Origin of the sequence: Streptomyces novaecaesareae (assembly GCF_000716875.1) — a bacterium.
Classification (GTDB): domain Bacteria; phylum Actinomycetota; class Actinomycetes; order Streptomycetales; family Streptomycetaceae; genus Kitasatospora; species Kitasatospora novaecaesareae.
The window spans coordinates 1-23,462 of the sequence record NZ_JNWQ01000074.1; the positions used below are offsets into that span (position 1 = coordinate 1).

Consider the following 23,462-nt stretch of genomic DNA (forward strand, 5'->3'; position numbering starts at 1 on the left):
GCCCCCACCCCAGCCTCGCCCTCCCCCGCACCGGTCACCGCCGGGCGACGGCAATGGCCCGGCGGTGGCCCGGCGGGCGGGCGGCGGCGGGCAGCCCCCCGGGCCCGTCGTCACGCCCGGCGTCACACGCGGCGGCGCATCAGCAGTGCGTAGGCGGTCGCCGCCACCTGCTGCCCGCCGACCCGCAGGACGGCTCCCCGCTGAGGCACCTCGCCCGCTTCTTCGCCCGCACCACCGGCCCGGCCTACGACGACATGAGCCGGCTCTGGCTCAACGCCCGCCACCTCAGCCGCTACCGCCCCGTCCTGCGCGACCGCGTGCTCGAACAGGAGAAGGGCTGGCGCGGCCGACTCAGCGGCGTCATCGCCTCCGGCGTCGAACAGGGCGAGTTCCGCACCGACGAGCCGGTGCTGACGGCGGTTCGGATCCTGGTGGTGATCGACGACCTGGCCGGCCACGCCAACACCGGACTGCGCAACCACCCGTCCTCCGTCACCCGGTTCGCGGCCGCCACCGCCGAACGCGAACTGGGCCTGGCCGACGGCACGTTGAGCCCCGCCGAGAACCCCGACACCGCCCCCGCCCCGGCCCCGGCCCCCGAACAGTCCTGACCCCACCGGATCCCCCGACACGCCCGACTCGCCCGACTCGTCCGACTCGCCCCGATCCCCCTGATCCCCCCAACTCCCCCACCCCGCACCAGCGCTGGAGCCGAAGTGCGTACCTCCCTCGTCCTCCTCTCCGCCCGCCTGCCCGACCCCGCCTCCGGCGGCTTCCTGCCGCAGACCGCCCTCGCGGTCGTGGACGGCCGGATCGCCGCGCTCGGCGACGAGCGCACGATCCGCGAACTCGCCGACCCCGCGGCCACGGTGATCGACCTCAAGGGCGCCGTGGTCACCCCCGGCCTGGTGGACGGCCACCTGCACCCGGTCAGCGGCGCCGAACTCACCCACGGCCTCGACCTCTCCGGCTGCACCGACCTGGACGCCGTCCGGTCCGCCCTCGCCGTCGAGGTCCGCCGACTCGCTCCCGGCGCCTGGCTGCACGCCTGGGGCCTGGACCCGAACGTCTTCGGCGACCGCCCGGTGGAGTCCGCCGCGCTCGGCCCCGTCCTGGACGGCGTCCCGGCACTGCTCCAGCTCTTCGACGCCCACTCGATGCTGGCGAGCCCGCGCGCCCTGGAACTGGCCGGCGTGGACGGCCCGCGCACCTTCGACCAGGCCGCCGAGGTGGTCTGCGACGCGGACGGCCACCCCACCGGACTCCTGCTGGAGGACGCCGCCTGCGAGCTGGTCGAGCGCGCCGCCCCGCAGCCCACCCGCGCCGAGCGCAGAAAACGCCTCGCCGCCGCGCTGCGCGCCATGGCCGCCGCCGGTCTCACCGGTGGCCACGCGATGGACGCCAACGGCGACAGCCTCGACCTCTACACCGAGTTGGACGAGGCCGGTGAGCTGCCGCTGCGCCTGCGGGTCGCCCCCTGGTGCCAGCCCGGCGTGGACGCGGACGGACTGCGCGCGCTGATCGAGCAGCAGGGCCTGGGCGGTCGGCTCTGGCGGGTGGACGGCGTCAAGCTGTTCATGGACGGCACGATCGACAACGGCACCGCCTGGCTGGAGCGGCCGGACTGCCACGGCGAGTCCACCCACGCCTTCTGGCCCGATCCGGCGCACTACACCCACGTCGTCCAGGAGCTGCACTGGGCCGGGGTGCCGACCGCCACCCACGCGATCGGCGACGCCGCCGTCCGGCACGCGCTCGACTCGATCGAGAAGGCGTCGCACGAGGGGTCCGCACCGTTTCGGCAGGGGTCCGCCCCCGTCCGACCGGGGTCCGCCGCCGTCCGACACCGGATCGAACACATCGAGACCGTCCCCGACGAGGTCGTCCGGCGCTTCGCCGAGCTGGGCGTGATCGCCTCCATGCAGCCCACCCACTGCTGCGACTTCACCCGAGCCGACCACACCGACAACTGGTCCCGCCGCCTCGGCGAGGAGCGGGCCGGCCGTGCCTGGCGCTGCCGCGACCTGTGGGACGCCGGCGCCACCGTCGTCCTCGGCTCGGACTGGCCGATCGCCCCCTACCCGCCGCTGGGCGTCATGGCGGGCGCCCGCCACCGCCGCCCCACCCGCGACCTCAGCGGCCCCCGCACAACCCGGGCCAGGCGCTCACCGCCCTGGAGGCGCTGCGGGCGATGACCGCCAATGCCTCCCACGCAGCTGGCGAGGAGCGGCTGGCGGGCCGGATCACGGTCGGCCACCGCGCCGACCTCACCGTGCTGGCCGCCGACCCGCTCACCACCCCGGCCACCCAACTGGCCGACCTCCCCGTCCTGCTGACCGTCCTGAACGGCCTGCCGACCCACCGGGCCGACTCGCTCTGACCGACAACGGCCCCCGCGCAGCCCTGCACGGCACTGAACACCGGGCCGTCCCGCTCCGTACCCTGCACGGGGGCGCGGGGCCGCCCGGTCCCGCGCACGTGCCCGACCGAGGAGGCACGATGCTCCGCACCGCAGCCACCGGGCTGCTCGCCGGACTCCTCTGCCTGGGTGGCGCGTCCGCCGCGTTCGCGAACCCCACCCCGGGCCCGCCGGGGCCGCCGAACCAGACCTGCCAGGACTTCCTGGCGGTCGGCGGAACCACCCCGGGCCACACCAGTTCCTCCCCCGGCTCCCCCTTCGACGAGCCGGGCTTCGGCAGCCAAGCGAACGGCGGCAAGGGCGGCCAGGCCTACGGCAACGCGGGCGCGCCGTCCCAGTACGACGTGGCCTGCTTTCAGCAGGCCGTCCACTCCGCCTGACTGCCGGCACCTGACACCGGCACCACACGACTACCCGCCATCCGCTTCCCGACATCCGACACCCGACACCTGACATTCCGACAACTGACATCCACCCGACGGCCACGGGCCCGAGCGGCCGCCCGCCCGGCCCGGGCCGCCGCGACATTCGGGGGTTAGCCCCCTGCTCGACTCGGCGGAACGCCCCAGCGCGCCGAAGCCCTTCGGTGACCGACGATTCGTACACCGGCGTTCGCCGGCGAACGGATCGAACCGAGCCCACCGAGTCGAGGAGCAGTCGAGAATGACCGTACGCAGCACGCCCATCGGCCGACGGTCCCTGCTGGCCGCCACCGCGGCGGTCGCGGCCACCACCCTGCTCGGCCCGGCCGAGGAGGCAGCAGCGGATCAGCTCCCGGACGATCGTACGAACAGTCAGGCACCGTTTGTCGTACGCGAGTTGGCCGCCATCGCCCACCCTCTGCGGTCCACCGACCCCGACGGCCGCAACGGCGACCTGCGGGCCCTGGGCGCGATGATCGGCGACGCGAAGGTGGTCGGGCTCGGCGAGGCCACCCACGGCACCCACGAGTTCTTCACCATGAAGCAGCGGGTCCTGCGCTACCTCGTCGAGGAGAAGGGCTTCACCGCCTTCGCACTGGAGGCCAGTTGGTCGGCGGGTCTACGTGTCGACGACTACGTCCAGGGCCGCTCCGGCGGCGACGCCCGGCAGATCGCCGGCCAGGTGCTGGCACAATCACCTTGGCAGCGTCAGGAGTTCGCCGACCTCATCGCCTGGATCCGCGCGTACAACCGCGAACACCCGCAGCGCCCGGTCCACTTCGTCGGCGACGACCTGGACCTCCCCGGGATCGGTGACCAGCTCTTCGACCGGGTCACCTCCTACGTGCGCGAAGCCGCCCCCGGATCGCTGCCGCGCCTGGAGCAGCTGTACGCCGGCCTGCGGCCGTTCGACGACGCCATCACCTACCTGACCGGCACGCCGCTCGCCGAACGACGTCACAAGGCCGAACTGGCGCAGCAGGCACTGGAGTTGGTCACGGCAGCCAGGGGCGAGGACGGCGATGCGTACGCGTGGGCGCTGCAGCACGCCCGGTCCATCGCCCAGACCTTCGTCTTCACGAGCATCGACCTCGACGACCCGGCCGACACGGCCGAGAAGCAGAACCTCCGGGACCGGGTGATGACCGACAACACCCTCTGGTGGCAGCGCCGCACCGGCGGCAAGGTGCTGCTCTCGGCGCACAACGGCCATGTGGGGTACCGGACCACCCACCCCGAGCTGTACCCCAGGACCCAGGGCTGCTACCTGCGCGACGCCCTCGGCGCGGACTACCGCGCCATCGGCTTCACCTTCGGCCGGGGCTCCTTCCTCACCAAGGACGCCCCGCTCGCCCTCGACTGGAAGAAGGTCACCGTTCCCCCGGCCACCCCGGACATGACCGAGCACACCCTGGACCGGGCCCGCGCCGGCGACTACTACGTCGACCTGCGCTCCGCCCCACCGGCCGCCCGCACCTGGCTGGACACCGCCCGCCCGACCTACGACGCCGGGACGATCTTCGAGCACGACCCGCTGCCCACTCTGGCGATCGGGGCGGCCTACGACGTCCTCGTCCACCTCCACCGGACCACCGAGGCCCGCAGCCTCTGAGCATCGACTTCGCCCGCCCACGGCCGCGACCCGGGCGGAGGCCCCGGCCCATCCTCCGGTCGGGTCGGCCGGCGCTTCACATCGTGGACGACGTTTCCCGGCAAGTAAAACGTCCTACGTTTCTCTCGGTAGTGTGCCTATCATCTCCGGGTTTCCATCCCCCATCCGGAGCACTCACGCATGCCCACCCCACCCCCCGCCGCCACGCCCAGGCCGCACCCGCTGCACATCCTGGGGTCAACCGTCTTCGCCATCGGCGCCCTGCTGGTGCTGGCCGCAGTCGGCGTGCTGCTCCACCAACCGCTGCTGATCCCGCCGTTGGCAGCCAGCGCCGCACTGGTGTACGGCGCGCCCGGCCTGCCGATCTCGCAGCCGCGCAACGTGGTCGGCGGTCAGCTGATGTCGGCCCTGATCGGCTTCGCCACCCTCGCGGTCACCGGCAGCACCGCCTGGGGCGCGGCCATCGCCGCCGGCCTCTCGCTCGGCGCGATGCTGCTCACCCACACCTCGCACTCCCCCGCCGCGGCCAGCGCCCTCCTCGTGGTCCTGCAGGCCCCTCACCTCATGCCCTTCCTCCCGCTGCTCGCGCTGGCCACCACGCTCCTGGTCCTCATCGGCCTGCTGCCCGGACGGATCGGCGGACACCCGGTCCGCTACCCCCTGTCCTGGTGAGCCCGGACTCACCCTCCCGGAGACCGCCCACCCTCTCTCCCGCCGACCACCGACGGCCGGATCATCCCATCGGATGCCCCGGCCGTCGCCCGTTCCGCCCGACCCCGCCAGCCCGAGACCCCCACCCCGCCCCCGACACCACCGGCGCAACCCTGGCAGCGGCCGCCGCCATCGAGGGCCGCACCCCGCTCCTACACGCCGCCTTCGCCGCCCACGTCGCCGCCGCCCGGCTGAACAAACCCCTGACTGGCCACCGGCACCACCAACACCATCCCGATGATGCGCGCCCTACCCCCCGGCCACCGCACCGACCAGGAACGCCGAGACGCCTACCCGGCCTGGCTCCGCACCTACGATCATCTACCCCGCCGGGCTCCACATCGCGGGCAGCTTCCTCTGGTCCGCCCGGTGATCCGAACGAAACTGCCTAGTTCCCCTGCTCGGCTGCCGATTTGACGCCTTCGAGGGTGGCCGTCATACCGGTGCGCAGTTCGCCCAGCCGGAACTCGACGATCTTCTCCTCGTACTCCGGCCTGGCGTCGATGGCAAGGTTGACGCCGCTGCGGCCGGGGCCGATCACCACCGACTCACGCAGCCGGGTGCCCCCGTCCTCGGCGGTGAGGTCGAAGTGCCACCGCGCCAGCGCGCCCGCCAGGTCGGAGACCGGCTCGCCGTAGCGGCCGTCCGCATCCATGACGGCCCAGGCGAAGACAAGGTGGTCGGCCGGGCCGGCCGGAGTGTCCGGGCCGGTGAGCTCGGTCACCTCGGAGACCGTCCGCCAATCGGGCATGCCCGTACGGCGGTTGTGGCCCTCGAATCGGGCGCCCGGCGCGGGGCCGTCCGCGCCGTCCAGCCAGGCGACGCGGTGGAGCTCCGGGCTGAGCCGGGCGGGCAGGGCGATGTCCGTGACCAGCTCCCAGACCCGCTCCACCGGTGCCTGGACGAACACCTCGCACTGCGTACCCGGTCCGTCGACGTACCGCATGGCCGTTCCCCTCCTGTCACACGTTCTACTGCTGTCCTACTGCTGTCCTGCTGTTGTCCTGCTGCATCGGTGCGGGTCGACACCCGCCCGCGCCCCCGCCGTTGCGTCCGGCACGCCGCGAGGGCCGCGGGCGGGTTGCCGCCCTGGGCCCTGGATCGATGATCGATCCTGCCGAACACCCAAGTCAATCCACCGGTTTGCTGGGACAGCTCCAAGCGATACCTTGGATCACCGTGACCATTGACGACCTCCGCGTCTTCGCCGCGGTCTGCCGGGCCGGCTCGCTCAGCGCCGTCGCCCGCGACCTCGGCTGCACCCAGTCCGCGGTCAGCCAGCACGTGAAGCGGCTGGAGCGGGAACTCGGCCTCTCCCTGATCGAACGGCACCCGCGCGGGGTGGTGCCCACCAAGGCGGGCCGGGTCCTCCAGGCCGCCGTCGCCACCGGCCTCGGCAGCATCGACCACGCCTTGCACCGGATCGCCGAACTCGCGCGCGGCGAGGGCGGATCCGTACGGATCACCACCGGCGCCACCAGCATCCGGCACTTCATGTCCGGAGCCGTGGTGGCCTTCCGGCGGCGCTTCCCGCAGGTCAGCCTGGAGTTCCAGACCGAGGTCTCCAGCCGGAGCTGCCTGGACTCGCTCACCGCCGGGCGGGTCGACCTCGCCTGGATCAGCCTCGGCACGCCGGTCCGCGGCATCGACCAGCGGCCGGTCGTCGATCTGCCGTGGGTGCTGGCCGTCGCGGCGGGCGATCCGCTCGCCGCCAGGGACCGCATCGAGCCCGCCGACCTGCAGGACGCCCGGCTCATCGGACTGCCGCAGAACTCGGTCGCCCGCTCCCAACTCGACTCCTGGCTGGGGAAGTCGGACATCAGACCGGTCTTCGACACCAGCGTCGCGGACTGGGACACCGCGATCCTGCTCGCCGAACTCGGCCTCGGCCACGCCGTCGTCCCGGCCCTCCCCCAGTGGCAGGGCCCCGGGCACCCCGGCCTGCGACTGCTCCCCCTGCCCGATCTGCCCGCCCTGACCGCGGGCTGGGCCATCCGCGACTGGGAGAACCTCTGCCCGCTCGCCCGCGCCTTCGCCGACACCGTCGCCGCCCACTGCGGCGCCGATGCCCCCCTCCCCACCACCGGCCCGGACACAGCCTGACCGTCACACCCCTGCCGCCCGGCGGCAAGCAGGGTGTCACCGTGGCCCTCGCCGCGGTGGTGCGTGACGGCGACCAGATCCTCCAACTGCGCTAGCCCCACGGACGGTTCGAGGAGGTACAGCCTCCGGTCCGCCGGGCCAGGATCACCACGCTCTCCCGCTCGTACCCCGCCGCCGCCAGCGCCGGGGTGACTCGCTCACCCAACTCGGCCGTCCAGGACGGTGATGCAGCACCAGCGGCGCCACCCAGGCAACGCCAGATGCCTTTGCCGGCCACGCCCTCAGCGGGACGCGGACGTGCGGTCCAGGAAGCGCCGCACCCCGTCCCGTACGCCCTCGGTCGGTACGGTCGCCGCGAAGGCCGCCGCCTCCACCGCGAGCCCTTCGTCGATCGGCAGGTTGATGCCCCGGGTCACGGCCCGCAGGCAGGCGGCCACCGCGGTGGGCGCGTGCCGGGTGATGCGATCCGCCAAGTCCCGAGCGGCAGAGAGCAGTTCGCCCGCCGGGACGACCGCGTTGACCAGCCCGATCTGCTCCGCGCGGGCGGCCGGGATCGGGTCGCCGGTCAGGATCAGCTCCAGGCCGCGCTTACGGCCGACATGGCGCGGCAGCCGCTGCGAACCGCCGAAGGGCGGCGGGAAGCCGAGCGAGATCTCCGGCTTGGCGAAGGTCGCGTGCTCGACCGCGACGGCCAGCGGAGCGGCCTCGGTGACCTCGCAACCACCGCCGTACGCCAGGCCGTTGACGGCCACGATGATCGGCTTGGGGAACTCCTCGATCCGCCGGGTGAGCGCGTGCCCGCGCCGGACGAACTCGCGCAGCGCCCGCTCGGGCCCGCCGGCGATGCTGGCAGCCAGGGACGGGATGTCGGCGCCCGCGCTGAACGCCCGTTGCCCGGCGCCGGTCAGGATCACGGCGCGGACGGTGTCGTCGGCGTCGATGCGGTCGAGTTCGGCGAGCAGCGCGTCGATCGTCGGGTAGTCGAGGGCGTTGAGCTTCTTCTCCCGGTCGATGGTGAGGGTGACGACGTGCTGGTCCCGCTCGCTGCGGATGGTCATGGGCGCATGCTCCGTTCCCGGCCGTTTCCCGGCCCTGCTCCCGGCTTCACTGCCGGACGGACGTATCGAGGCTAGGAACACTCGTCCAGGACAATCCAGTTATTGTCCTGGATACACTCCCGCGCACCAGAAACGCCGCGGGAACGCCAGGACGGCCGGCACGGCCAGGACGGCAGGTGACCCGTGCGACCCCCTTCCTACAAGGCCATCGTCGACGAGTACGCGGCGGCGATCCGCTCCGGCGCCCTCCCCGCGGGCACCCGGCTGCCGACCCACCGCACGCTCGCCCGCGAACGGCGGATCGCACTCGCCACCGCCACCCGGGTGTACGCCGAACTGGCCGCCGCCGGGCTGGTGGTGGGTGAGCGGGGCCGCGGCACCTTCGTCCGGGTGCGCTCCGGCTACGACGGCATCGAGCCCTCGCGCGCACTCCCGGTACCCCGGGTGGCGGACCTCTCCTTCAACCAGCCGCTCGCCCCTGACCAGGGCGACCTGCTCCGGCAGGCGCTGCGGGCGCTGGCCTCCTCGGGCGACGCGGAGGCGCTGCTGCGCCAGCACCCGCCGGGCGGCCACCGGCACGACCGGGCCACCGTGGCCACCTACCTGCTGGACCGCGGAATCGACACGGCACCGGAGAACGTGCTGCTCGCCAGCGGGGCGCAGCAGGCACTGGACTGCGTCCTGCGCGTCCTCACCCGCCCCGGCGACGTCCTCGCCGTGGACACCCTCAGCTACCCCGGCATCAAGCTGCTCGCCGCCGCCCACGGGCTCGACCTGGCGCCCGTCCCGGTGACCGCCGCGGGCCCGGACCTCGACGCGCTCGACCGGCTCTGCCGCACCCGCCCGGTGCGCGCGGTGTACACCATGCCGACCGTCCACAACCCGCTGGGCTGGGTGCTCGACCGGACGCAGCGCGAGCGCCTCGTCGGCCTCGCCGCCGAGCACGGCTGTCCGCTGATCGAGGACGGCACGTACGCCTTCCTGGAGGCCGCGCCGCCCCCTCCGCTGCAGGCCCTCGCACCCGAGCACACCTGCTACGTGGCCGGCCTCTCGAAGAACGTGGCACCGGGGCTGCGGTTCGGCTTCGCCGTCCTGCCCGACCGCCTGCTCCGGGCCGCGACCACCGGCCTGCGCACGGCGGCCTGGGGCGCGCCGGGCCTGATCACCGCCCTCGCCACCGGCTGGCTCGCGGACGGCACGGTCGCCCGCCTGGAGCAGCAGCGCCGCACGGACGCCGCGGCCCGTCAGGCCGTCGCCCGTGCGGCCCTCGCCGGCCTGACCACCACGGCCCACCCCACGTCCTACGTCCTCTGGCTCACCCTCGAACCCCACCAGCGCCCCGACCACGCGGCCGCGCTCCTCGCCGCCGAGGGCATCCTGATCTCCACCGCCGACGCCTTCGCCACCACCCCCCACCACCCCAGCGCCCTGCGCCTCGCCCTCGCCACACCCCCGCTGGCAGACCTCCGCACCGCCCTGACCCGCCTCCGCACCACCCTCGACGCCATCGCCCCGTGACCCGCCCCTCCACCGCCCCGTCCCATCCCACGAGGAAAAAATAACTAGACCGGTCTGCATATTTCTTCACGAATCTGTAGACCGATCTGCATAGTCCATTCCCACCCGAGACCCCACCAGCACAGGAAGTCGACCAGGCCGACTTCCTGTGCACCCCACCTCACGGTCGGAAGCAATTCAGTAGACCGGTCGACATATTCGCTGTTTCCTCCACATAAATCTGTAGACCGGTCTGCATATTTCTCCCCCGACTCGAAGGTCCCGGCCCGCACCAAAAGTCGGCCCGTCCGACTTCCTACTCCTCCCCCGCCGCAGCCCCCGCACCCGCACCCTCCCCCGCAGCCGCCCGCCCGAAGCGGGCGCTCCAGTCCTCCAGCAGCGTGAGCAGGCCAGGGGGGCCGATCACCCGGAACTCGGCGCCCAGGGAGCCCAGGGCCATGGCGGGCCAGTCGAGGGAGTCGGCGGTCATCAGCAGCCGACAGCGGCCGGCGGCGACGGGCTCGACGGTCCCCCACCGTCCGACCCGTGCCCGGACGTACTCGGCCGGCGCCTCGACCAGCGCCTCCACCCGGTGCGGGCGGGGCATGGCGTGCAGCCCCGCGCGAACGAACTCCGCGGCGTCGGCCGCCGGCAGCACACGCGGGGCGAAGCGCGCGCCCCCGCCCTGCGGGGCGGTCAGCCGGTCGAGGCGGAAGCTGCGCCAGTCGGCGCGGTCGAGGTCGTACGCGACCAGGTACCAGCGGCGGTTCAGGCATACCAGCCGGTGCGGCTCGACCTGCCGCTCCGTCCCGCGCCCGTCGGCGGCGGTGTACGCGAACCGGATCCGCTCCCCGTCCCTGCAGGCCAGCGCCACCACGGTGAGGACGTCCGGGTCGACGCCCGCCCCCGCCTGGGTGCCCCAGTCGACCGGGACGGTCACCGCCCGCAGCGCCTCCACCCGGCGCCGCAGCCTGGCCGGCATCACCTGGACCACCTTCGCCAGCACCCGCACCGAGGCCTCGGCGACGCCCTCCACCGGGCTTTCCGCCGCCGCCTGCAGTCCCACCGCCAGCGCCACCGCCTCCTCGTCGTCGATGACCAGCGGCGGCAGCGCCGCGCCCGCGGCCAGCTGGTAGCCGCCGTCGACGCCGCGCTGCGCCTCGACGGGGTAGCCGAGTTCACGCAGCCGGTCGACGTCCCGACGCAGGGTGCGGACGGAGACGCCGAGCCGGTCGGCCAGTTCCCCGCCCGGCCAGTACCGGTGGGTCTGGAGCAGGGAGAGCAGTCGCAGCGTGCGGGTGCTGGTGTTCGCCATGCCTCCGATTCTCGCCGGGATTCAGGACGGAAAGTGGCCGCTATGGTCCGTAGCGTTGGTCTTGTCCGAGAGCGCAGGAACCGAACGGAAGGCCAGAACCATGACCACGACGACGACCCCGACCCCGACCACGACCGCCACCACCCCCACCGCGGCCCCCGCCCCCGTCACCGGCGAGCGCGCCGACCTCCTGGTGGCGCTGGCGAAGCAGCGGCACTTCCTGCGCTTCACCACCCGAGACCTCACCGACGAGCAGGCCGGTCTGCGGACCACCGCGAGCGCGCTGTGTCTGGGCGGCCTGATCAAGCACGTGACCACGGTCGAGCGGCTCTGGGCCGAGTTCATCGTGGCGGGCCCGTCCGCGATGCCCGACTTCACCACCTGGACCGAGGCCGACTTCGCCCGCCGCGCGGACGAGTTCCGGATGCTGCCCGGGGAGACGCTGACCGGCGTCCTGGACGCGTACGCCGAGGTGGCACGCCGTACGGACGACCTGGTGGTCGCGCTCCCCGACCTGGACGCCGCCCAGCCGCTGCCGAAGGCCCCCTGGTTCGAGCCGGACGCCGAGTGGTCGGCCCGCCGGGTGCTGCTGCACGTCGTGGCCGAGACCGCCCAGCACGCCGGCCACGCCGACATCATCCGCGAGTCCCTGGACGGCGCGAAGAGCATGGGCTGAGAGGGAACCGTCCGGTCCGGAGCGCACCGGGGTCCGTCGGCGTCCGCCGACGGACCCCGCGGACCAGCGGGCCCGCCCTCAGCCCCGCCCTCAGCCCCGCCCGACCAGCGTGAACCCGGCCCCGTCGACCACGCTGCGGACCACAGCCTCGTCCAGCGGCTGCGCGGAGGCCACGGTGACCCGCCCGCTGGGCGCGTCCGCGACGACGTCGGTGACGCCCGGAAGGGCGGAGAGCCCGGCACTGACCGTCCGTTCGCAGTGGCCGCAGCTCATCCCGTCGACGGTGAAAACAGCGGTGGTGGACATGGCGGTGCCTCCTATGGCGCTTCCGTGGGGTGGGTGGATCGACCCGCACCACAACACCGGATTCCGGCGGCCAGGCCCAGGGACACGCCGCACGGGTGACACCATCGAGCGGTTCCGGGAACCGACCGGGCCCCGCATCCGACCGGAGCCCCGCGCCCACTCACGCCGAGCCTCCGAACCCCGCGCCCCTGAACCCCGCGCCCCTGAACCACCACCTCACCCCCTCCCGTTCCTCCAGGTACAACCCGTCGCCGAACCGGGACTCGGCCCTGCCGGTCCCGGTCACCCATCGGCCGCCCCGACCGCCGATCCCCGTCCTGGAGCCGTACCACCATGTCCACCCTGGCCCCGATACACGCCCGACCGGACACCACCGCCCTCCTGCTGTGCCACGCCGCCCTGCGCGGCGAGTTCGCCCGCCTCGCGGCCGCCTGCCGCGCCCCCGGCGCGGAGCCGTTGCGGGCCGGGATCACCGACCACGTCGCGCTGATGCTGGACGTCCTGCACCTCCTCCACGAAGCCGAGGAGGACGTGCTCTGGCCCACGCTCGCCGGAGCCGCGCCCTACCTCCGGCCCGAACTGGACGCGCTGGGGGCACAGCGCGCGGCCCTGGCCGTCCCGATCGCCCGCGTCCGGCTCGCCGCCGGCACCGCCACCACCACAGCCGCCACCTCCGACCCCTTGGGCCGACTGGCCGATCCCCTCGCCGAGTTGGCCACGGCCGTCCGCGCGTACCTGGCCGCGAAGGAGGAGGTCTGCCTGGACGCGATCCACTCCCTCCTGCCGATGTCCGCCTGGGAGCGGTTCGACGAGGCCAGGCGGTGGTGCGTTCCGCCCGCCGAGCAGTCCCGCGTCGAGGGCGTCCTGCTGTCGTACGGCAGCCCGGAGCAGCTCGCGCACCTTCGCGCCACCACCGGCCGACTGCAGGGCTTCCTCGCCCTCCGGCTGACACTGCCCGCACACCACCGGCGGATGCGCGGGGTGTACGGCCACCTCGCCGCGGAGAGCACCCGTTGAAGACGCCCGCCCGCCTCCACCCCTCCCGGATCCCCACACGGATCCTCATACAGCTGCGCCCCCGAAAGCCCTGGCACGGCGCGCTCGCCCTCGCCGTGGTCGCGGCCCTGACGGCCGGCCTGCTCTGGTGGCAGCCGTGGAGCGAGCGGGGCCGCGGCCCGGCCCCGCTTGCGTTCACCACCGCGCCCGGCGGCTCCGCCCGCTTCGGCACCGGCGAGCACCTGTACCGCTACAAGGTGCGGGTGGAGAACGGGATCGCGGAGAGCCCCGAGCAGTTCGCCGCCGAGGTGGACGCGGTCCTCGGCGACGTCCGGCACGGCTGGGCCGCCGGCGGCACCGCCTCCTTCCAGCGGATGCCCGCCGACCCGGTCGACTTCACCGTCTACCTGGCCACCCCGCAGTCCACCGACCGGATCTGCGGCCAGTACGGGCTGGACACGGGCGGCTGGGTGAACTGCGGCGTCACCCACCAGGTGGTCATCAACCTCAAGCGTTGGACGGAGCTGTCCGAGTTCTACCGGGGTGAGCCCGAGCTCTACCACGCGCTGGCGGTCAACCACGAGGTCGGCCACATCCTCGGCAACGGCCACGTCGACTGCCCGGGCCCGGGCGCCCCGGCGCCGGTGATGATGCAGCAGATCAAGGGCCTGCACGGCTGTGTCCCCAACGGCCGGCCCTACTCGGACACCGGCACCCTGCTCACCGGCCCACCGATCGAGGCCCCCACCAACGCCCCGTGACGCCGAACACCGAACACCCCGTGCCCCCGAGCACCGAACGCCGCGTGACGCCCGGCACCGAACGCCCCGTAACGCCCGGGGCGGAGTCCCCGACCCCCCACCCCGTACCGAACCACCCTGCCGAACACGGATAATCCTGGTCGGACCGGACGCCGCCCGCACCGCGCGCCCGGTCCCGATCATGTCCGTACGCGGTGCCGGTGGAGGAAGTGCGTTGAACGGTGTGCCCGGCGGGGAGAACCTGGACTGGCCGGTGCTGTTGGAGGCCGCCGAGGCGGCCGCCCGGGCGACGAGGGGCCGGGGCAAGGTCGCCGACTACATCCCGGCCCTCGCCACCGCCGACCCGGAGGCCTTCGGCATGGCCGTCGCCACCGTCGAAGGGGAGTTGTACGGCGTCGGAGACTGGGAGCAGCCGTTCTCCGTCCAGAGCGTGTCCAAGCTGTTCTCGCTGGCGCTCGCGGTCGCCTACGGCGGCGACGCGCTCTGGCGGGGCGTCGGCCGCGAGCCGTCCGGCAACCCGTTCAACTCCCTCGTGCAGTTGGAGACCGAGCACGGCATCCCGCGCAACCCGTTCATCAACGCGGGCGCCCTCGTGGTCACCGACCGGCTGCAGAGCCTGACCGGCGACGCCTCCGGCGCGGTACGGGAGTTCCTGCGCCGCGAGTCCGGCAACCCCGGCCTCGACACCGACCCGGTGGTCGCCTCCTCCGAGGCCGAGCACGGCCACCGCAACGCCGCCCTGGCCCACTTCATCGCCAGCCACGGCAACCTGGAGAACCCGGTCGAGACCGTCCTGGAGCACTACTACGCCCACTGCGCGCTCACGGCCAGCTGCCGGGACCTGGTCCTGGCCGGCTCCTTCCTGGCGCGCTACGGCATGCGCGCCGACGGCACCCACCTGATGTCGCGCAGCGAGGCCAAGCGCCTCAACGCCGTCCTGCTCACCTGCGGCACCTACGACGCGGCCGGCGAGTTCGCCTTCCGCGTCGGCCTCCCGGGCAAGAGCGGCGTCGGCGGCGGCATCCTGGCCATACTCCCCGGCCGCGCCACCGTCTGCGCCTGGGGCCCGCGCCTCGACCAGGCCGGCAACTCCGTCGCGGCGGTCACCGCCCTGGACACCCTGACCACCCTCTCGGGCTGCTCGGTGTTCTAGCCGGCCGGTCCAGCGCCGTGTCCCCGCCCGCCGTTCCGGCACACTGCTCCGACACCGCCCGGGAGCGACAACCGGGCCCCGGTCGTCCGCACAGCGACCGGGGCCAGGGGCCAGGGGCGAGGGGCGAGGACCGCCCCGACGACGGCTACTCCACCGTCACGCTCTTCGCCAGGTTGCGCGGCTTGTCCACGTCGCGCCCGAGGGCGACGGCGGCGTGGTAGGCGAGCAGCTGCAGCGGGATGTTGAGCAGCAGCGGGTCCAACTCGGGCTCGCTCTTGGGGACCAGGATGCAGTGGTCCGCGAGCTTCTCCTCGGGGCGGCGGTGGGCGACGGCGATGACGCGCCCCGACCGGGCCTTGATCTCGCCGAGCGTGGTCAGGTTCTTGTCCAGCAGCTCGTCGTCCGGGACGAGGGCGACGGTGGGCAGTTCGGGGCTGATCAGCGCCAGCGGGCCGTGCTTGAGCTCGCTCGCCGGGTAGGCCTCGGCGTGCACGTAGGAGATCTCCTTGAGCTTCTGCGCGCCCTCCCGGGCCACCGGGTAGCCGCGGACCCGGCCGATGAACATCATGCCCGCCGACTGGGCGTACTCGGCGGCGAGTTCGGCGATCGCCTCGCTCTGGTCCAGCACCTCGCGGATCTGGTCCGGCAGGGCCTGCAGGGCCGAGACGATCCGGCGCCCGTCGGCGGGCGAGAGGTCGTGGATGCGGCCGAAGTGCAGGGCGAGCAGCGCGAAGGCGACCACGGTGGAGGTGAAGGCCTTGGTGGAGGCGACCGAGACCTCGGGGCCGGCGTGCAGGTAGATGCCGCCGTCGCACTCGCGGGCGATCGCGCTGCCCACGGTGTTGACGACGCCGAGCACCCGGCCGCCCTTGCGCTTGATCTCCTGGACGGCGGCCAGCGTGTCGTAGGTCTCGCCGGACTGGCTGACCGCGACGTACAGGGTGTCCGCCTCGATCACCGGGTTGCGGTAGCGGAACTCGGAGGCCGGCTCGCTGTGCGCGGGGATCCGGGACAGCTCCTCGATCAGCTGCGCGCCCATCTCGCCCGCGTAGTAGGCGGATCCGCAGCCGAGGATCTTGACCCGGCGGATCTCGCGCAGCTCCCGGGCGTCCAGGTTGAGGCCGCCGAGGTGCGCGGTGGCGAAGCGCTCGTCGAGCCGGCCGCTCAGGGTGCGCTCGACCGAGCCGGGCTGCTCGTGGATCTCCTTGAGCAGGTAGTGCTCGTAGCCGCCGGTGTCGAAGGAGTCGATCTCCCAGTCGACGGTGGACGGCTGGCGGTGCGTGGTGCGGGCGTCCGCGGTGAAGGTGCGGAAGCCGTCGGCCCGGACGGTGGCCAGCTCGCCGTCCTCCAGGTGCACGACCTGGCGGGTGTAGCGGACCAGCGCGGAGACGTCGGAGGCGGCGAACATCTCCTTCTCGCCGATGCCCAGCACGATGGGGCTGCCGTTGCGGGCGACCACGATCCGGTCCGGCTGCTCGGCGTCGACCACCGCGATGCCGTACGTGCCGACGACCCGGCCGAGCGCGGCCCGCACCGCGTCCTCCAGCTCGACGCCCTCGGTGACGTGCGCGGCGATCAGGTGCGCGAGCACCTCGGTGTCGGTCTCGGAGCGGAAGACGGCGCCGTCGGCGGTCAGCTTGGCGCGCAGTTCGTCGGCGTTCTCGATGATGCCGTTGTGGACGACGGCGATCCGCTCGGCGTTGTCCAGGTGCGGGTGCGCGTTGGCGTCACTGGGGACGCCGTGGGTGGCCCAGCGGGTGTGGCCGATGCCGGTGGTGCCCTTGAACCGGGCGGGTACGGCAGCGGCGAGGTCGGCGACCCGGCCCTTCACCTTGCGGAGCTTGATGCCGCCGCCGCGCCCGGTGACGGCGACGCCTGCCGAGTCGTAGCCGCGGTACTCCAGCCGGGCCAGCCCCTCCAGCAGGAAGGGGGTGGCGTCCTTGGGGCCGATGTAAGCCACGATTCCGCACATGCGTGGTCTCCTCTTCAGGTCTTCAGGTCTTCGGAAGCTTCGAAAGCTCGGGAACTGCGCTCAGCCTCGGAGCTGCGCTCAGCCTCGGGACTGTGCTCAGCCGTAGACGATCCGCCGCAGCTGGCGGGCCGAGAGCTCCGGCGCCGCGACGCGGCGCTGCGGGAGTTCCTCCGCGAGCCGGGCGAAGATCCGCTCGTTGGTCAGTCCGCGTGCCTGCAGCTCGGCGTGGCGGCGGCGCACGTACTCCTCGGTGTTCTCGGAGAAGTACGCCAGCACCTCCGCCACGACTCGCGCCGCCTCCCGGGGCCCGAGCGGGCTGGTCCGGGTGAGGTGGGCGAGGAGGTCTTCGTGGGGGTGGGGTGAGCTCGGCACGAGTGAGCAGCCTAGGTCGGCAGGACTGCGGAAGCCAAAGATCTTGCCCGAAATCGGGCAGACATTACGACTTTCAGCTCAGCCACGTCTTTACTCGAACCCTTGAAGCGGCGCCGACTCCACACGTAGCGTGATCCCCTGAACACGAAGAGGAAGACCGGAGGCTTGCTGATGTGCGGGATCACCGGATGGGTCGCCTACGAACGCGACCTCACCGCCGAACGGGCCGAACGGGCCGACCGGGCCGAACGGGCCGTCCTCGACGCGATGACGGCCACCCAGCTCCGCCGCGGCCCGGACGCCGGCGGCGTCCTGCTCCAGCCGCACGCCGCACTCGGCCACCGCCGCCTGGCGGTGATCGACATCGAGGGCGGCGCCCAGCCGATGACGGTCGAGCGGGACGGCCGGCTGCTGGCCGCGCTCACCTACAGCGGCGAGGTCTACAACCACCGCGAGCTGCGCGCGGAACTGCAGGCGGCCGGGCACCGCTTCCGCACCCGCAGCGACACCGAGGTCGTGCTGCACGCCTACCTGGAGTGGGGCGAGGGCCTGGCCGGGCGGCTCAACGGCATGTTCGCCTTCGCCGTCTGGGACGCCCGGCGCGAGGAGCTGCTGCTGGTCCGCGACCGGCTGGGCGTCAAGCCGCTGCACTACCACCCCACCCCCGACGGTGTGGTCTTCGGCTCCGAGGTCAAGGCCCTGCTCGCCCACCCCGCCGTCCGCCCGGTGGTGGACCTGGACGGGCTGCGCGAACTGCTCGGCTACACCCGCACCCCCGGCCTGACCCCGTACCGGGACGTCCGCGAGGTCCGGCCCGGCCACGTCGTACGGGTGCGCCGCGAGGGCGTCTCCGAGCACCGGTACTGGGCGCTGGAGGCGCGCGAGCACTCCGACAGCCTGCCGGCCACCGTCGCCACCGTCCGCGCCCTGTTGGAGGACATCGTGCACCGCCAGCTCGACGCGGACGTCCCGCTCTGCTCGCTGCTCTCCGGCGGGCTGGACTCCAGCGCCGTCACCGCCCTCGCCGCCAGGGTGCTGCGCTCGGCCGGCGCCGGCCCGGTGCGCTCCTTCTCCGTCGGCTTCTCCGGCCAGAGCGAGGACTTCCACGCCGACGCCGTCCGGCAGACCCCCGACGGGCCGTACGCCCGCCTGCTCGCCGGGCACGTCGGCGCCGACCACAGCGTGATCGAACTGGACGCCGCCGAGCTCACCGACCCCTCCCAGCGTTCCGTGGTGCTGCGCGCCCGCGACCTGCCGAACGGCGTCGGCGACATGGACGTCTCGCTGCTGCTGCTCTTCCGGGGCGTGCGCCGCCACTCCACCGTCGCGCTCTCCGGCGAGTCCGCGGACGAGCTCTTCGGCGGCTACCGCTGGTTCCACGACCCGCAGAGCATCGCCACCGAGGACTTCCCCTGGGCCGCCGGCCTCACCAACATCGCCGGCGCCGGATCCGGCCCGCGCGAGGAACTGCTCGACGCCGAACTGCTCCGCAAGCTCGACCTGGAGGACTACCGCAGGGCCCGCTACCACGAGGCGCTCACCGAGGTCCCGCACCTGGCGGCGGCCGACCCGCTGGAGCGGCGGATGCGCGAGATCTCGTACCTCAACCTGACCCGCTTCGTCCGCATCCTGCTCGACCGCAAGGACCGAATGAGCATGGCCAACGGGCTGGAGGTGCGGGTGCCGTTCTGCGACCACCGGCTGGTCCAGTACGTCTTCAACGTGCCGTGGGCGATGAAGAGCTTCGACGGGCGGGAGAAGAGCCTGCTGCGCGCCGCCGTCCGGGACGTGCTGCCCGCGACGATCGCCGAGCGGCCGAAGAGCCCCTACCCGGTGACCACCGACCCGCACTACCCGGCGCGGCTGCGCTCCGAGCTCGCCCGGCTCACCGCCGCGCGGACGTCCCCGGCGCTCGGCCTGCTCGACCGGCGGCGCCTCGCCGACGCACTCGCCCCGGAGACCGACCCGCGGTCCGTCCGGCTGGGCGTGGACCTCGCGCTCGACCTGGACGCCTGGCTGACGGAGTACCAGGTCACGCTGGAGCTGTGACGCCAGGGCCTCGGCTCCGGAGCCTTGACGCCGGAGCTCTGAACCACGCTCACCCGGACGGCGCAACAGACCAGTATCGCCGTCCGGGAACCATCCCGGCGCGCCCGGACGTCGCACCGTGCGGTAGCGTCGCCGACACCTCCCGAATGGCGGGCGAAATCGCGGATTCCCGCCCCCGTCCCGTCAGGATGGGAGCGAACCGTTCACCTCGATCCGCCGGGGGATCCCGTCATGCAGCCGCGAGTCTTCGCGATTCTCACCGCCCTGCTCCTGGGCGTCCTGGGCCTCGGGTCGGTGGCCGTCACCGACTGGTCGCCCGCGGCGGCCACCGCGACCCCGGCCGCCTCGGCACCCGGGGCCCCCGCCGCCGGCGCGCAGCCGGCCTCGGTGGGCGCCGCGAGCGCCACCCCGACCGGCGACCCGGCGGTGTGGACCCGTTCGACCCTGCGCAACAAACTGATGGCCGAGATGGACGCCACCGACCCCGGTGTCGCCCTCGCCGACCTCGACAAGATCACCAAGGAGAAGCCGTACACCGTGCGCTTCTGCCACCCGATCGCGCACGAGCTCGGCCACGCGGCGGTCAAGCGCTTCAACGCGGACTTCCAGAAGGTGATCTCCTTCCCGCACGAGACCTGCGCGGCCGGCTACCTGCACGGCGCCGTCGAGGAGATGCTCAACGCCTCCAGCCAGCCCGAGGTGGACCTGCTCAAGCTCTGCCAGCCCAAGAACACCGGCCCCTGCATCCACGGCGTCGGCCACGGCACGATGTTCGTCGCCAAGCAGGACGTCGCCAAGGCGCGGGACCTGTGCAACAAGTTCACCACCGACCAGAACCGGATCCGCTGCTCCGAGGGCCTGTTCATGCAGCTCTTCGGCCCGGACGAGGAGGACGAGCAGGCCAAGGCCAACCTGCCCGCCGACAAGCTCGCCCAGGACCCGCTCTACCCCTGCAAGGACCAGCCGTCGCTGTTCCAGTCCGCCTGCTTCTTCTACGCCCCGACGTTCTACCTGTCCTCGCACGACTACCCGAACCACCCCGAGGTCTACGCCGACGCCCTCAAGTGGTGCCTCAACGGCAAGGCGAGCGGCGGGGCGGTGGACTGCAGCCGCGGCGTCGGCTCGCGGACCATGAAGTACAACCTCGACCGCGAGGACTGGGCCGCCCAGCAGTGCGCCACCGCCGCCGACGGCTGGCAGCGCAAGGCCTGCGCCGAGGGGCTGGTCAGCTACTACACGGTCAACTACACCGACGGCGGCGCGGCCGGGCGGCTCTGCGCCAAGATCACCAACAAGGAGATGCAGGGCTACTGCCGCTCGGCGAGCGGCCTGTCCGCCTCACTGGACTGACGCCTCCGGTCTCACCATGAGGGCCCGCGCCGCTCGGCGCGGGCCCTTTGCGTAGGATCACCCGACCATCGCCTGATCAGGGTGCGCCGAGGACGCCGCGCCGCCCTCCCCGGCCCCTGGAGGACGCCCACCATGACCGCCGACGACTTCCGCGCCGCCGCCCACGCCACCGCCGAGCTGGTCTCCGACTACCTCGCCGAACTGCCCGACCGCCCGGTCTGGCAGCCCATGGACGAGACCGCCCGCCGCGCCCTGCTGGACGCCCCGCTCCCCGCCGACGGCCGCCCGCTCGCCGAGCTGGTCGACGCCATCGGGCGCGAGGTCCTCCCGTACCCGATGGGCAACGGCAGTCCGCGCTTCTTCGGCTGGGTCAACTCCGCGCCCGCCCCGGCCGGGGTGCTCGCCACCCTCGCCGCCTCCGCGATGAACCCCAGCTCGGCCGGCGGCGACCACGCCGACGTCCACCTGGAGCGGGCCGTCGTGCGCTGGATCGCCGAGCTCGTCGGCTTCCCGCACCCGGCCGGCGGCGGGCTGCTCACCTCCGGCACCTCGATGGCGACCATCGTCTGCCTCGCCGCCGCCCGCAACCGCGCCGCCCGGCAGGCGGGCCGGGACGTCCGCGAGGACGGTCTGGCGGGCCTGCCCCCGCTGGTCGGTTACGTCACCGGCGAGACCCACTCCTGCGTCCGCAAGGCCGCCGAGCTCCTCGGCCTCGGCAGCAGGCACCTGCGCACCGTCGCCACCGGCCCCGACGGCCGCCTGGACACCGCCGAGCTGCGGGCAGCCGTCGAGCGCGACCGCGCGGCCGGCCTGCTGCCCTTCCTGGTGGTCGCCTCCGCCGGCACCGTCGGCACCGGCGCGGTCGACGCGTTCGGCCCGATCGCCGACCTGTGCGAGGAGCAGGGCCTCTGGCTGCACGTGGACGGCGCGTACGGTGCCTTCGGCCGGCTCGACCCCGCCATCGCCCACCGCTACGCGGGCCTGGAGCGCGCCGACTCGCTCGCCCTCGACCCGCACAAGTGGCTCGGCGTCCCGGTCGACTGCGGCTGCGCCCTGGTCCGCGACACCGAGGAGCTGCGCGGCACCTTCAGCCTCGTCCCGTCCTACCTGCGCGACGAGGCCGCCGGCGCGCTCGGCTGGTTCTCCGAGTACGGCACCGAGCAGACCCGCCCGTTCCGGGCCCTCAAGGTCTGGGCCACCATCGCCCACCGGGGCCGCACCGGCCTCGCCCGGGACATCGCCCGGTGCACCGCGCTGGCCCGTCACCTCGGCGAACTCGTCGAGGCCGACGGCGAGTTGGAGCTTCTCGCCGAGGTGCAGACCTCCATCGTCGCGTTCCGCCACCGCGCCCCGGGCCTGGACCCGGCCGCCCGCGACGCCCTCAACCGCGAGCTGCCCGTCGCCGTCCAGCGGCACGGCCGGGTCTTCGTCACCGGCGCCCGGCTCGGCGGGGACGAGATGCTCCGCGCCTGCCTCCTCAACGCCACGACGACGGAGGACGACCTGCGCCTCCTCCTCGCCGAGGTCAAGGCCGCCGCCCGCGATCTGCTCCCCTGACCGCCCGCCCCTGGCAGCCCGCCGCCGACAACCCGCCGCGACACCCTCCACACCAGCCCCGGTTACAGCCCCCGTAACAGCCCTGCGCGGACCGTAACCATCTGGTCACGATCGCTAAGCGGCCGGGAAACACCGGTCGGGCATGGTGGTCGCATGGAGCACTCGAAGCCTGCCGTGCGCCGCGCCCACCGCTGGCGCCGCGACACGGTCGAACTCGCCGCCGTCTTCCTCTCCGTCACCGCCACGGACCTCATCGCCAAGCTCGTCGTCGACGGCCCCGACGGCCCGGTGGTCGTCGCCACCTCCGCCTTCGCCCTGCTCGCCACCGCGCTGTTCCACGCCTGGTGGTCCCCCCACTCGCCGCCCCCGACCACGCTCTGGCGGGTCCGCACCAGGGCGCTCGCCCACACCCCCATGACCCTCGCCGACCACCGGATCACCCTGCTCTCCCTCCACCCCGAGGAGCTCTTCCTCCGCACCCCCCACTCCGTCACCCCGGCCGACCTCGCCGCTCTCCTCACCACCACCGGCCACACCGTCGAAGACGCCCCGACCCGAATCGCCTGATCCCCACCGACGCATCCCCACCGACCTACCCCCGCAGCCGACTTGACCGACCGTCAGGCAGGACCTGGATCGTTGGGGTGCGGTTCGAGCGGGGTCACCACGGCGGTCATCCACGGCCACAGCGGAAGGCTGCCGAGCACCCTCTCCCGCAGCTCCGCCTCGTCGGCCGCCCGCCAGACACCGATGCTGCGCCGTTCGCCGACCGGGCGCCACAGCCGCGCCAGGTGACCGGTGGCGGCCAGTTCCCGGGCCCGGACGGCCTCGGCGGCGCGCCTGCGCTCGACCTCTTCCGCAGCGGTGCCCTCGGGAATGGCGGTGGTGATCTCGACCAGGAACTCGATCATGGCCTGCTCCCTCCTCGCCCCCTCGCCTCTCGCCTCTCGCCCCCATCGTCGGCCCGGCACCCGCCCGCCGCCACGACCGGCCCGCGCCCCGTGGGCCGGTCGGGCGAATTCCGGGGCGACCCCCCGCCGCCGTCCGCCGACCGGGAGCGCGCCGCCCCCCAGCGGCGGGATCCTCCCCGTGGACGGCCGCACGAGCGCCGGCCGCCGAGCCCGATGCCCCGG

The 23,462-nt window shown here is 73.5% G+C and carries 21 protein-coding genes and 1 pseudogene; 15 read left to right on the top strand and 7 right to left on the bottom strand.

The genetic code is table 11. The features are described 5' to 3' along the window. From OP86_RS24705 to OP86_RS24725, 5 genes and pseudogenes are all read left to right on the top strand, one after another. A partial coding sequence (locus OP86_RS24705) for a TetR family transcriptional regulator C-terminal domain-containing protein (protein ID WP_209440365.1) occupies positions 1 to 611 on the top strand: 611 nt, incomplete at its 5' end. 105 nt (positions 612 to 716) lie between these two features. Beyond that, positions 717 to 2,380: pseudogene (locus OP86_RS37545) on the top strand (amidohydrolase). Positions 2,381 to 2,499: 119 nt separating this feature from the next. Further along, the gene (locus OP86_RS24715; RefSeq protein WP_033333248.1) at positions 2,500 to 2,799 is read left to right on the top strand and encodes a hypothetical protein; all 300 of its coding nucleotides are present in this window, start codon (positions 2,500 to 2,502) and stop codon (positions 2,797 to 2,799) included. Between the two features lie 283 nt (positions 2,800 to 3,082). After that, positions 3,083 to 4,453 carry an erythromycin esterase family protein gene (locus tag OP86_RS24720; RefSeq protein ID WP_030058038.1) on the top strand — a complete coding sequence of 457 codons (1,371 nt, stop codon included), beginning with the start codon at positions 3,083 to 3,085 and terminating at the stop codon, positions 4,451 to 4,453. A 180-nt stretch (positions 4,454 to 4,633) separates the two neighbouring features. Next, the gene (locus OP86_RS24725; protein WP_030058037.1) at positions 4,634 to 5,125 is read left to right on the top strand and encodes an HPP family protein; all 492 of its coding nucleotides are present in this window, start codon (positions 4,634 to 4,636) and stop codon (positions 5,123 to 5,125) included. 427 nt (positions 5,126 to 5,552) lie between these two features. Here OP86_RS24725 and OP86_RS24730 read toward each other — a convergent pair whose 3' ends face one another. After that, positions 5,553 to 6,110, bottom strand: a complete 558-nt coding sequence (locus OP86_RS24730) for an SRPBCC family protein (RefSeq protein WP_030058036.1) — start codon at positions 6,108 to 6,110, stop codon at positions 5,553 to 5,555. A gap of 233 nt (positions 6,111 to 6,343) precedes the next feature. Here OP86_RS24730 and OP86_RS24735 point away from each other — a divergent pair, with 233 nt between their 5' ends. Continuing rightward, the gene (locus tag OP86_RS24735; protein WP_030058035.1) at positions 6,344 to 7,267 is read left to right on the top strand and encodes a LysR family transcriptional regulator; all 924 of its coding nucleotides are present in this window, start codon (positions 6,344 to 6,346) and stop codon (positions 7,265 to 7,267) included. Positions 7,268 to 7,548: 281 nt separating this feature from the next. Here the strand turns inward: OP86_RS24735 and OP86_RS24740 are convergent, their stop codons facing one another. After that, entirely contained in the window at positions 7,549 to 8,325 is a 777-nt protein-coding gene (locus tag OP86_RS24740; RefSeq protein WP_030256635.1) for a crotonase/enoyl-CoA hydratase family protein, read from the bottom strand. Positions 8,326 to 8,508: 183 nt separating this feature from the next. Between OP86_RS24740 and OP86_RS24745 the strand changes: the two genes are divergently transcribed. Next, positions 8,509 to 9,843, top strand: a complete 1,335-nt coding sequence (locus OP86_RS24745; RefSeq protein ID WP_030058032.1) for an aminotransferase-like domain-containing protein — start codon at positions 8,509 to 8,511, stop codon at positions 9,841 to 9,843. 295 nt (positions 9,844 to 10,138) lie between these two features. Here the strand turns inward: OP86_RS24745 and OP86_RS24750 are convergent, their stop codons facing one another. Beyond that, on the bottom strand, positions 10,139 to 11,137 hold the full coding sequence (locus OP86_RS24750; protein ID WP_030256631.1) for a helix-turn-helix transcriptional regulator: 999 nt from the start codon (positions 11,135 to 11,137) through the stop codon (positions 10,139 to 10,141). A 100-nt stretch (positions 11,138 to 11,237) separates the two neighbouring features. Here OP86_RS24750 and OP86_RS24755 point away from each other — a divergent pair, with 100 nt between their 5' ends. Next, positions 11,238 to 11,813: a DinB family protein gene (locus OP86_RS24755; protein WP_030058029.1), complete on the top strand. Its 576-nt coding sequence runs from the start codon at positions 11,238 to 11,240 to the stop codon at positions 11,811 to 11,813. Positions 11,814 to 11,903: 90 nt separating this feature from the next. Here OP86_RS24755 and OP86_RS24760 read toward each other — a convergent pair whose 3' ends face one another. Continuing rightward, positions 11,904 to 12,119 carry a heavy-metal-associated domain-containing protein gene (locus OP86_RS24760; RefSeq protein ID WP_030058028.1) on the bottom strand — a complete coding sequence of 72 codons (216 nt, stop codon included), beginning with the start codon at positions 12,117 to 12,119 and terminating at the stop codon, positions 11,904 to 11,906. Positions 12,120 to 12,452: 333 nt separating this feature from the next. On the opposite strand from OP86_RS24760, the gene OP86_RS33915 reads away from it, so the two are divergent. The 3 genes from OP86_RS33915 to OP86_RS24775 all read left to right on the top strand — a co-directional run bounded on the left by OP86_RS33915 (position 12,453) and on the right by OP86_RS24775 (position 15,029). Beyond that, entirely contained in the window at positions 12,453 to 13,136 is a 684-nt protein-coding gene (locus OP86_RS33915) for a hemerythrin domain-containing protein (protein WP_030058027.1), read from the top strand. Then, positions 13,133 to 13,876 carry a DUF3152 domain-containing protein gene (locus OP86_RS24770; RefSeq protein WP_051830542.1) on the top strand — a complete coding sequence of 248 codons (744 nt, stop codon included), beginning with the start codon at positions 13,133 to 13,135 and terminating at the stop codon, positions 13,874 to 13,876. The genes OP86_RS33915 and OP86_RS24770 overlap by 4 nt, the downstream gene beginning before the upstream one ends. 181 nt (positions 13,877 to 14,057) lie before the next feature. Next, a complete protein-coding gene (locus tag OP86_RS24775) occupies positions 14,058 to 15,029 on the top strand; it encodes a glutaminase (RefSeq protein ID WP_078588587.1) in 972 nt (323 codons plus the stop codon). Between the two features lie 145 nt (positions 15,030 to 15,174). Here OP86_RS24775 and glmS read toward each other — a convergent pair whose 3' ends face one another. Together glmS and OP86_RS24785 are read right to left on the bottom strand one after the other, a co-directional pair. Beyond that, a complete protein-coding gene (glmS, locus tag OP86_RS24780; RefSeq protein ID WP_030058023.1) occupies positions 15,175 to 17,001 on the bottom strand; it encodes a glutamine--fructose-6-phosphate transaminase (isomerizing) in 1,827 nt (608 codons plus the stop codon). 96 nt (positions 17,002 to 17,097) lie between these two features. Then, positions 17,098 to 17,373: a hypothetical protein gene (locus tag OP86_RS24785; protein WP_030058022.1), complete on the bottom strand. Its 276-nt coding sequence runs from the start codon at positions 17,371 to 17,373 to the stop codon at positions 17,098 to 17,100. A 171-nt stretch (positions 17,374 to 17,544) separates the two neighbouring features. Between OP86_RS24785 and asnB the strand changes: the two genes are divergently transcribed. The 4 genes from asnB (at position 17,545) to OP86_RS24805 (ending at position 22,896) form a co-directional block, all read left to right on the top strand. Beyond that, the gene (gene asnB / locus OP86_RS24790; RefSeq protein ID WP_030256624.1) at positions 17,545 to 19,422 is read left to right on the top strand and encodes an asparagine synthase (glutamine-hydrolyzing); all 1,878 of its coding nucleotides are present in this window, start codon (positions 17,545 to 17,547) and stop codon (positions 19,420 to 19,422) included. A 231-nt stretch (positions 19,423 to 19,653) separates the two neighbouring features. Then, positions 19,654 to 20,772 carry a hypothetical protein gene (locus OP86_RS24795; RefSeq protein ID WP_033333250.1) on the top strand — a complete coding sequence of 373 codons (1,119 nt, stop codon included), beginning with the start codon at positions 19,654 to 19,656 and terminating at the stop codon, positions 20,770 to 20,772. Between the two features lie 132 nt (positions 20,773 to 20,904). Further along, positions 20,905 to 22,329: a pyridoxal phosphate-dependent decarboxylase family protein gene (locus OP86_RS24800; protein WP_033333253.1), complete on the top strand. Its 1,425-nt coding sequence runs from the start codon at positions 20,905 to 20,907 to the stop codon at positions 22,327 to 22,329. Positions 22,330 to 22,482: 153 nt separating this feature from the next. Then, complete coding sequence (locus tag OP86_RS24805; RefSeq protein ID WP_030058017.1) at positions 22,483 to 22,896, top strand: hypothetical protein; 414 nt, start codon at positions 22,483 to 22,485, stop codon at positions 22,894 to 22,896. Positions 22,897 to 22,949: 53 nt separating this feature from the next. Here the strand turns inward: OP86_RS24805 and OP86_RS24810 are convergent, their stop codons facing one another. Then, a complete protein-coding gene (locus tag OP86_RS24810; RefSeq protein ID WP_030058016.1) occupies positions 22,950 to 23,240 on the bottom strand; it encodes a muconolactone Delta-isomerase family protein in 291 nt (96 codons plus the stop codon). Between the last annotated feature and the right edge of the window lie 222 nt (positions 23,241 to 23,462).

What these genes read in the sequence shown, in the direction of transcription:
- OP86_RS24810 (WP_030058016.1), bottom strand. Translation starts at nt 23,240, where the DNA reads ATGATCGAGTTCCTGGTCGAGATCACCACCGCCATTCCCGAGGGCACC.
- asnB (WP_030256624.1), top strand. Translation starts at nt 17,545, where the DNA reads ATGTGCGGGATCACCGGATGGGTCGCCTACGAACGCGACCTCACCGCC.
- OP86_RS24775 (WP_078588587.1), top strand. Translation starts at nt 14,058, where the DNA reads ATGTCCGTACGCGGTGCCGGTGGAGGAAGTGCGTTGAACGGTGTGCCC.
- OP86_RS24725 (WP_030058037.1), top strand. Translation starts at nt 4,634, where the DNA reads ATGCCCACCCCACCCCCCGCCGCCACGCCCAGGCCGCACCCGCTGCAC.
- OP86_RS24720 (WP_030058038.1), top strand. Translation starts at nt 3,083, where the DNA reads ATGACCGTACGCAGCACGCCCATCGGCCGACGGTCCCTGCTGGCCGCC.
- OP86_RS24740 (WP_030256635.1), bottom strand. Translation starts at nt 8,325, where the DNA reads ATGACCATCCGCAGCGAGCGGGACCAGCACGTCGTCACCCTCACCATC.
- OP86_RS24795 (WP_033333250.1), top strand. Translation starts at nt 19,654, where the DNA reads ATGCAGCCGCGAGTCTTCGCGATTCTCACCGCCCTGCTCCTGGGCGTC.
- OP86_RS24755 (WP_030058029.1), top strand. Translation starts at nt 11,238, where the DNA reads ATGACCACGACGACGACCCCGACCCCGACCACGACCGCCACCACCCCC.
- OP86_RS24805 (WP_030058017.1), top strand. Translation starts at nt 22,483, where the DNA reads ATGGAGCACTCGAAGCCTGCCGTGCGCCGCGCCCACCGCTGGCGCCGC.
- OP86_RS24760 (WP_030058028.1), bottom strand. Translation starts at nt 12,119, where the DNA reads ATGTCCACCACCGCTGTTTTCACCGTCGACGGGATGAGCTGCGGCCAC.
- glmS (WP_030058023.1), bottom strand. Translation starts at nt 17,001, where the DNA reads ATGTGCGGAATCGTGGCTTACATCGGCCCCAAGGACGCCACCCCCTTC.
- OP86_RS24715 (WP_033333248.1), top strand. Translation starts at nt 2,500, where the DNA reads ATGCTCCGCACCGCAGCCACCGGGCTGCTCGCCGGACTCCTCTGCCTG.
- OP86_RS24750 (WP_030256631.1), bottom strand. Translation starts at nt 11,137, where the DNA reads ATGGCGAACACCAGCACCCGCACGCTGCGACTGCTCTCCCTGCTCCAG.
- OP86_RS24730 (WP_030058036.1), bottom strand. Translation starts at nt 6,110, where the DNA reads ATGCGGTACGTCGACGGACCGGGTACGCAGTGCGAGGTGTTCGTCCAG.
- OP86_RS33915 (WP_030058027.1), top strand. Translation starts at nt 12,453, where the DNA reads ATGTCCACCCTGGCCCCGATACACGCCCGACCGGACACCACCGCCCTC.
- OP86_RS24800 (WP_033333253.1), top strand. Translation starts at nt 20,905, where the DNA reads ATGACCGCCGACGACTTCCGCGCCGCCGCCCACGCCACCGCCGAGCTG.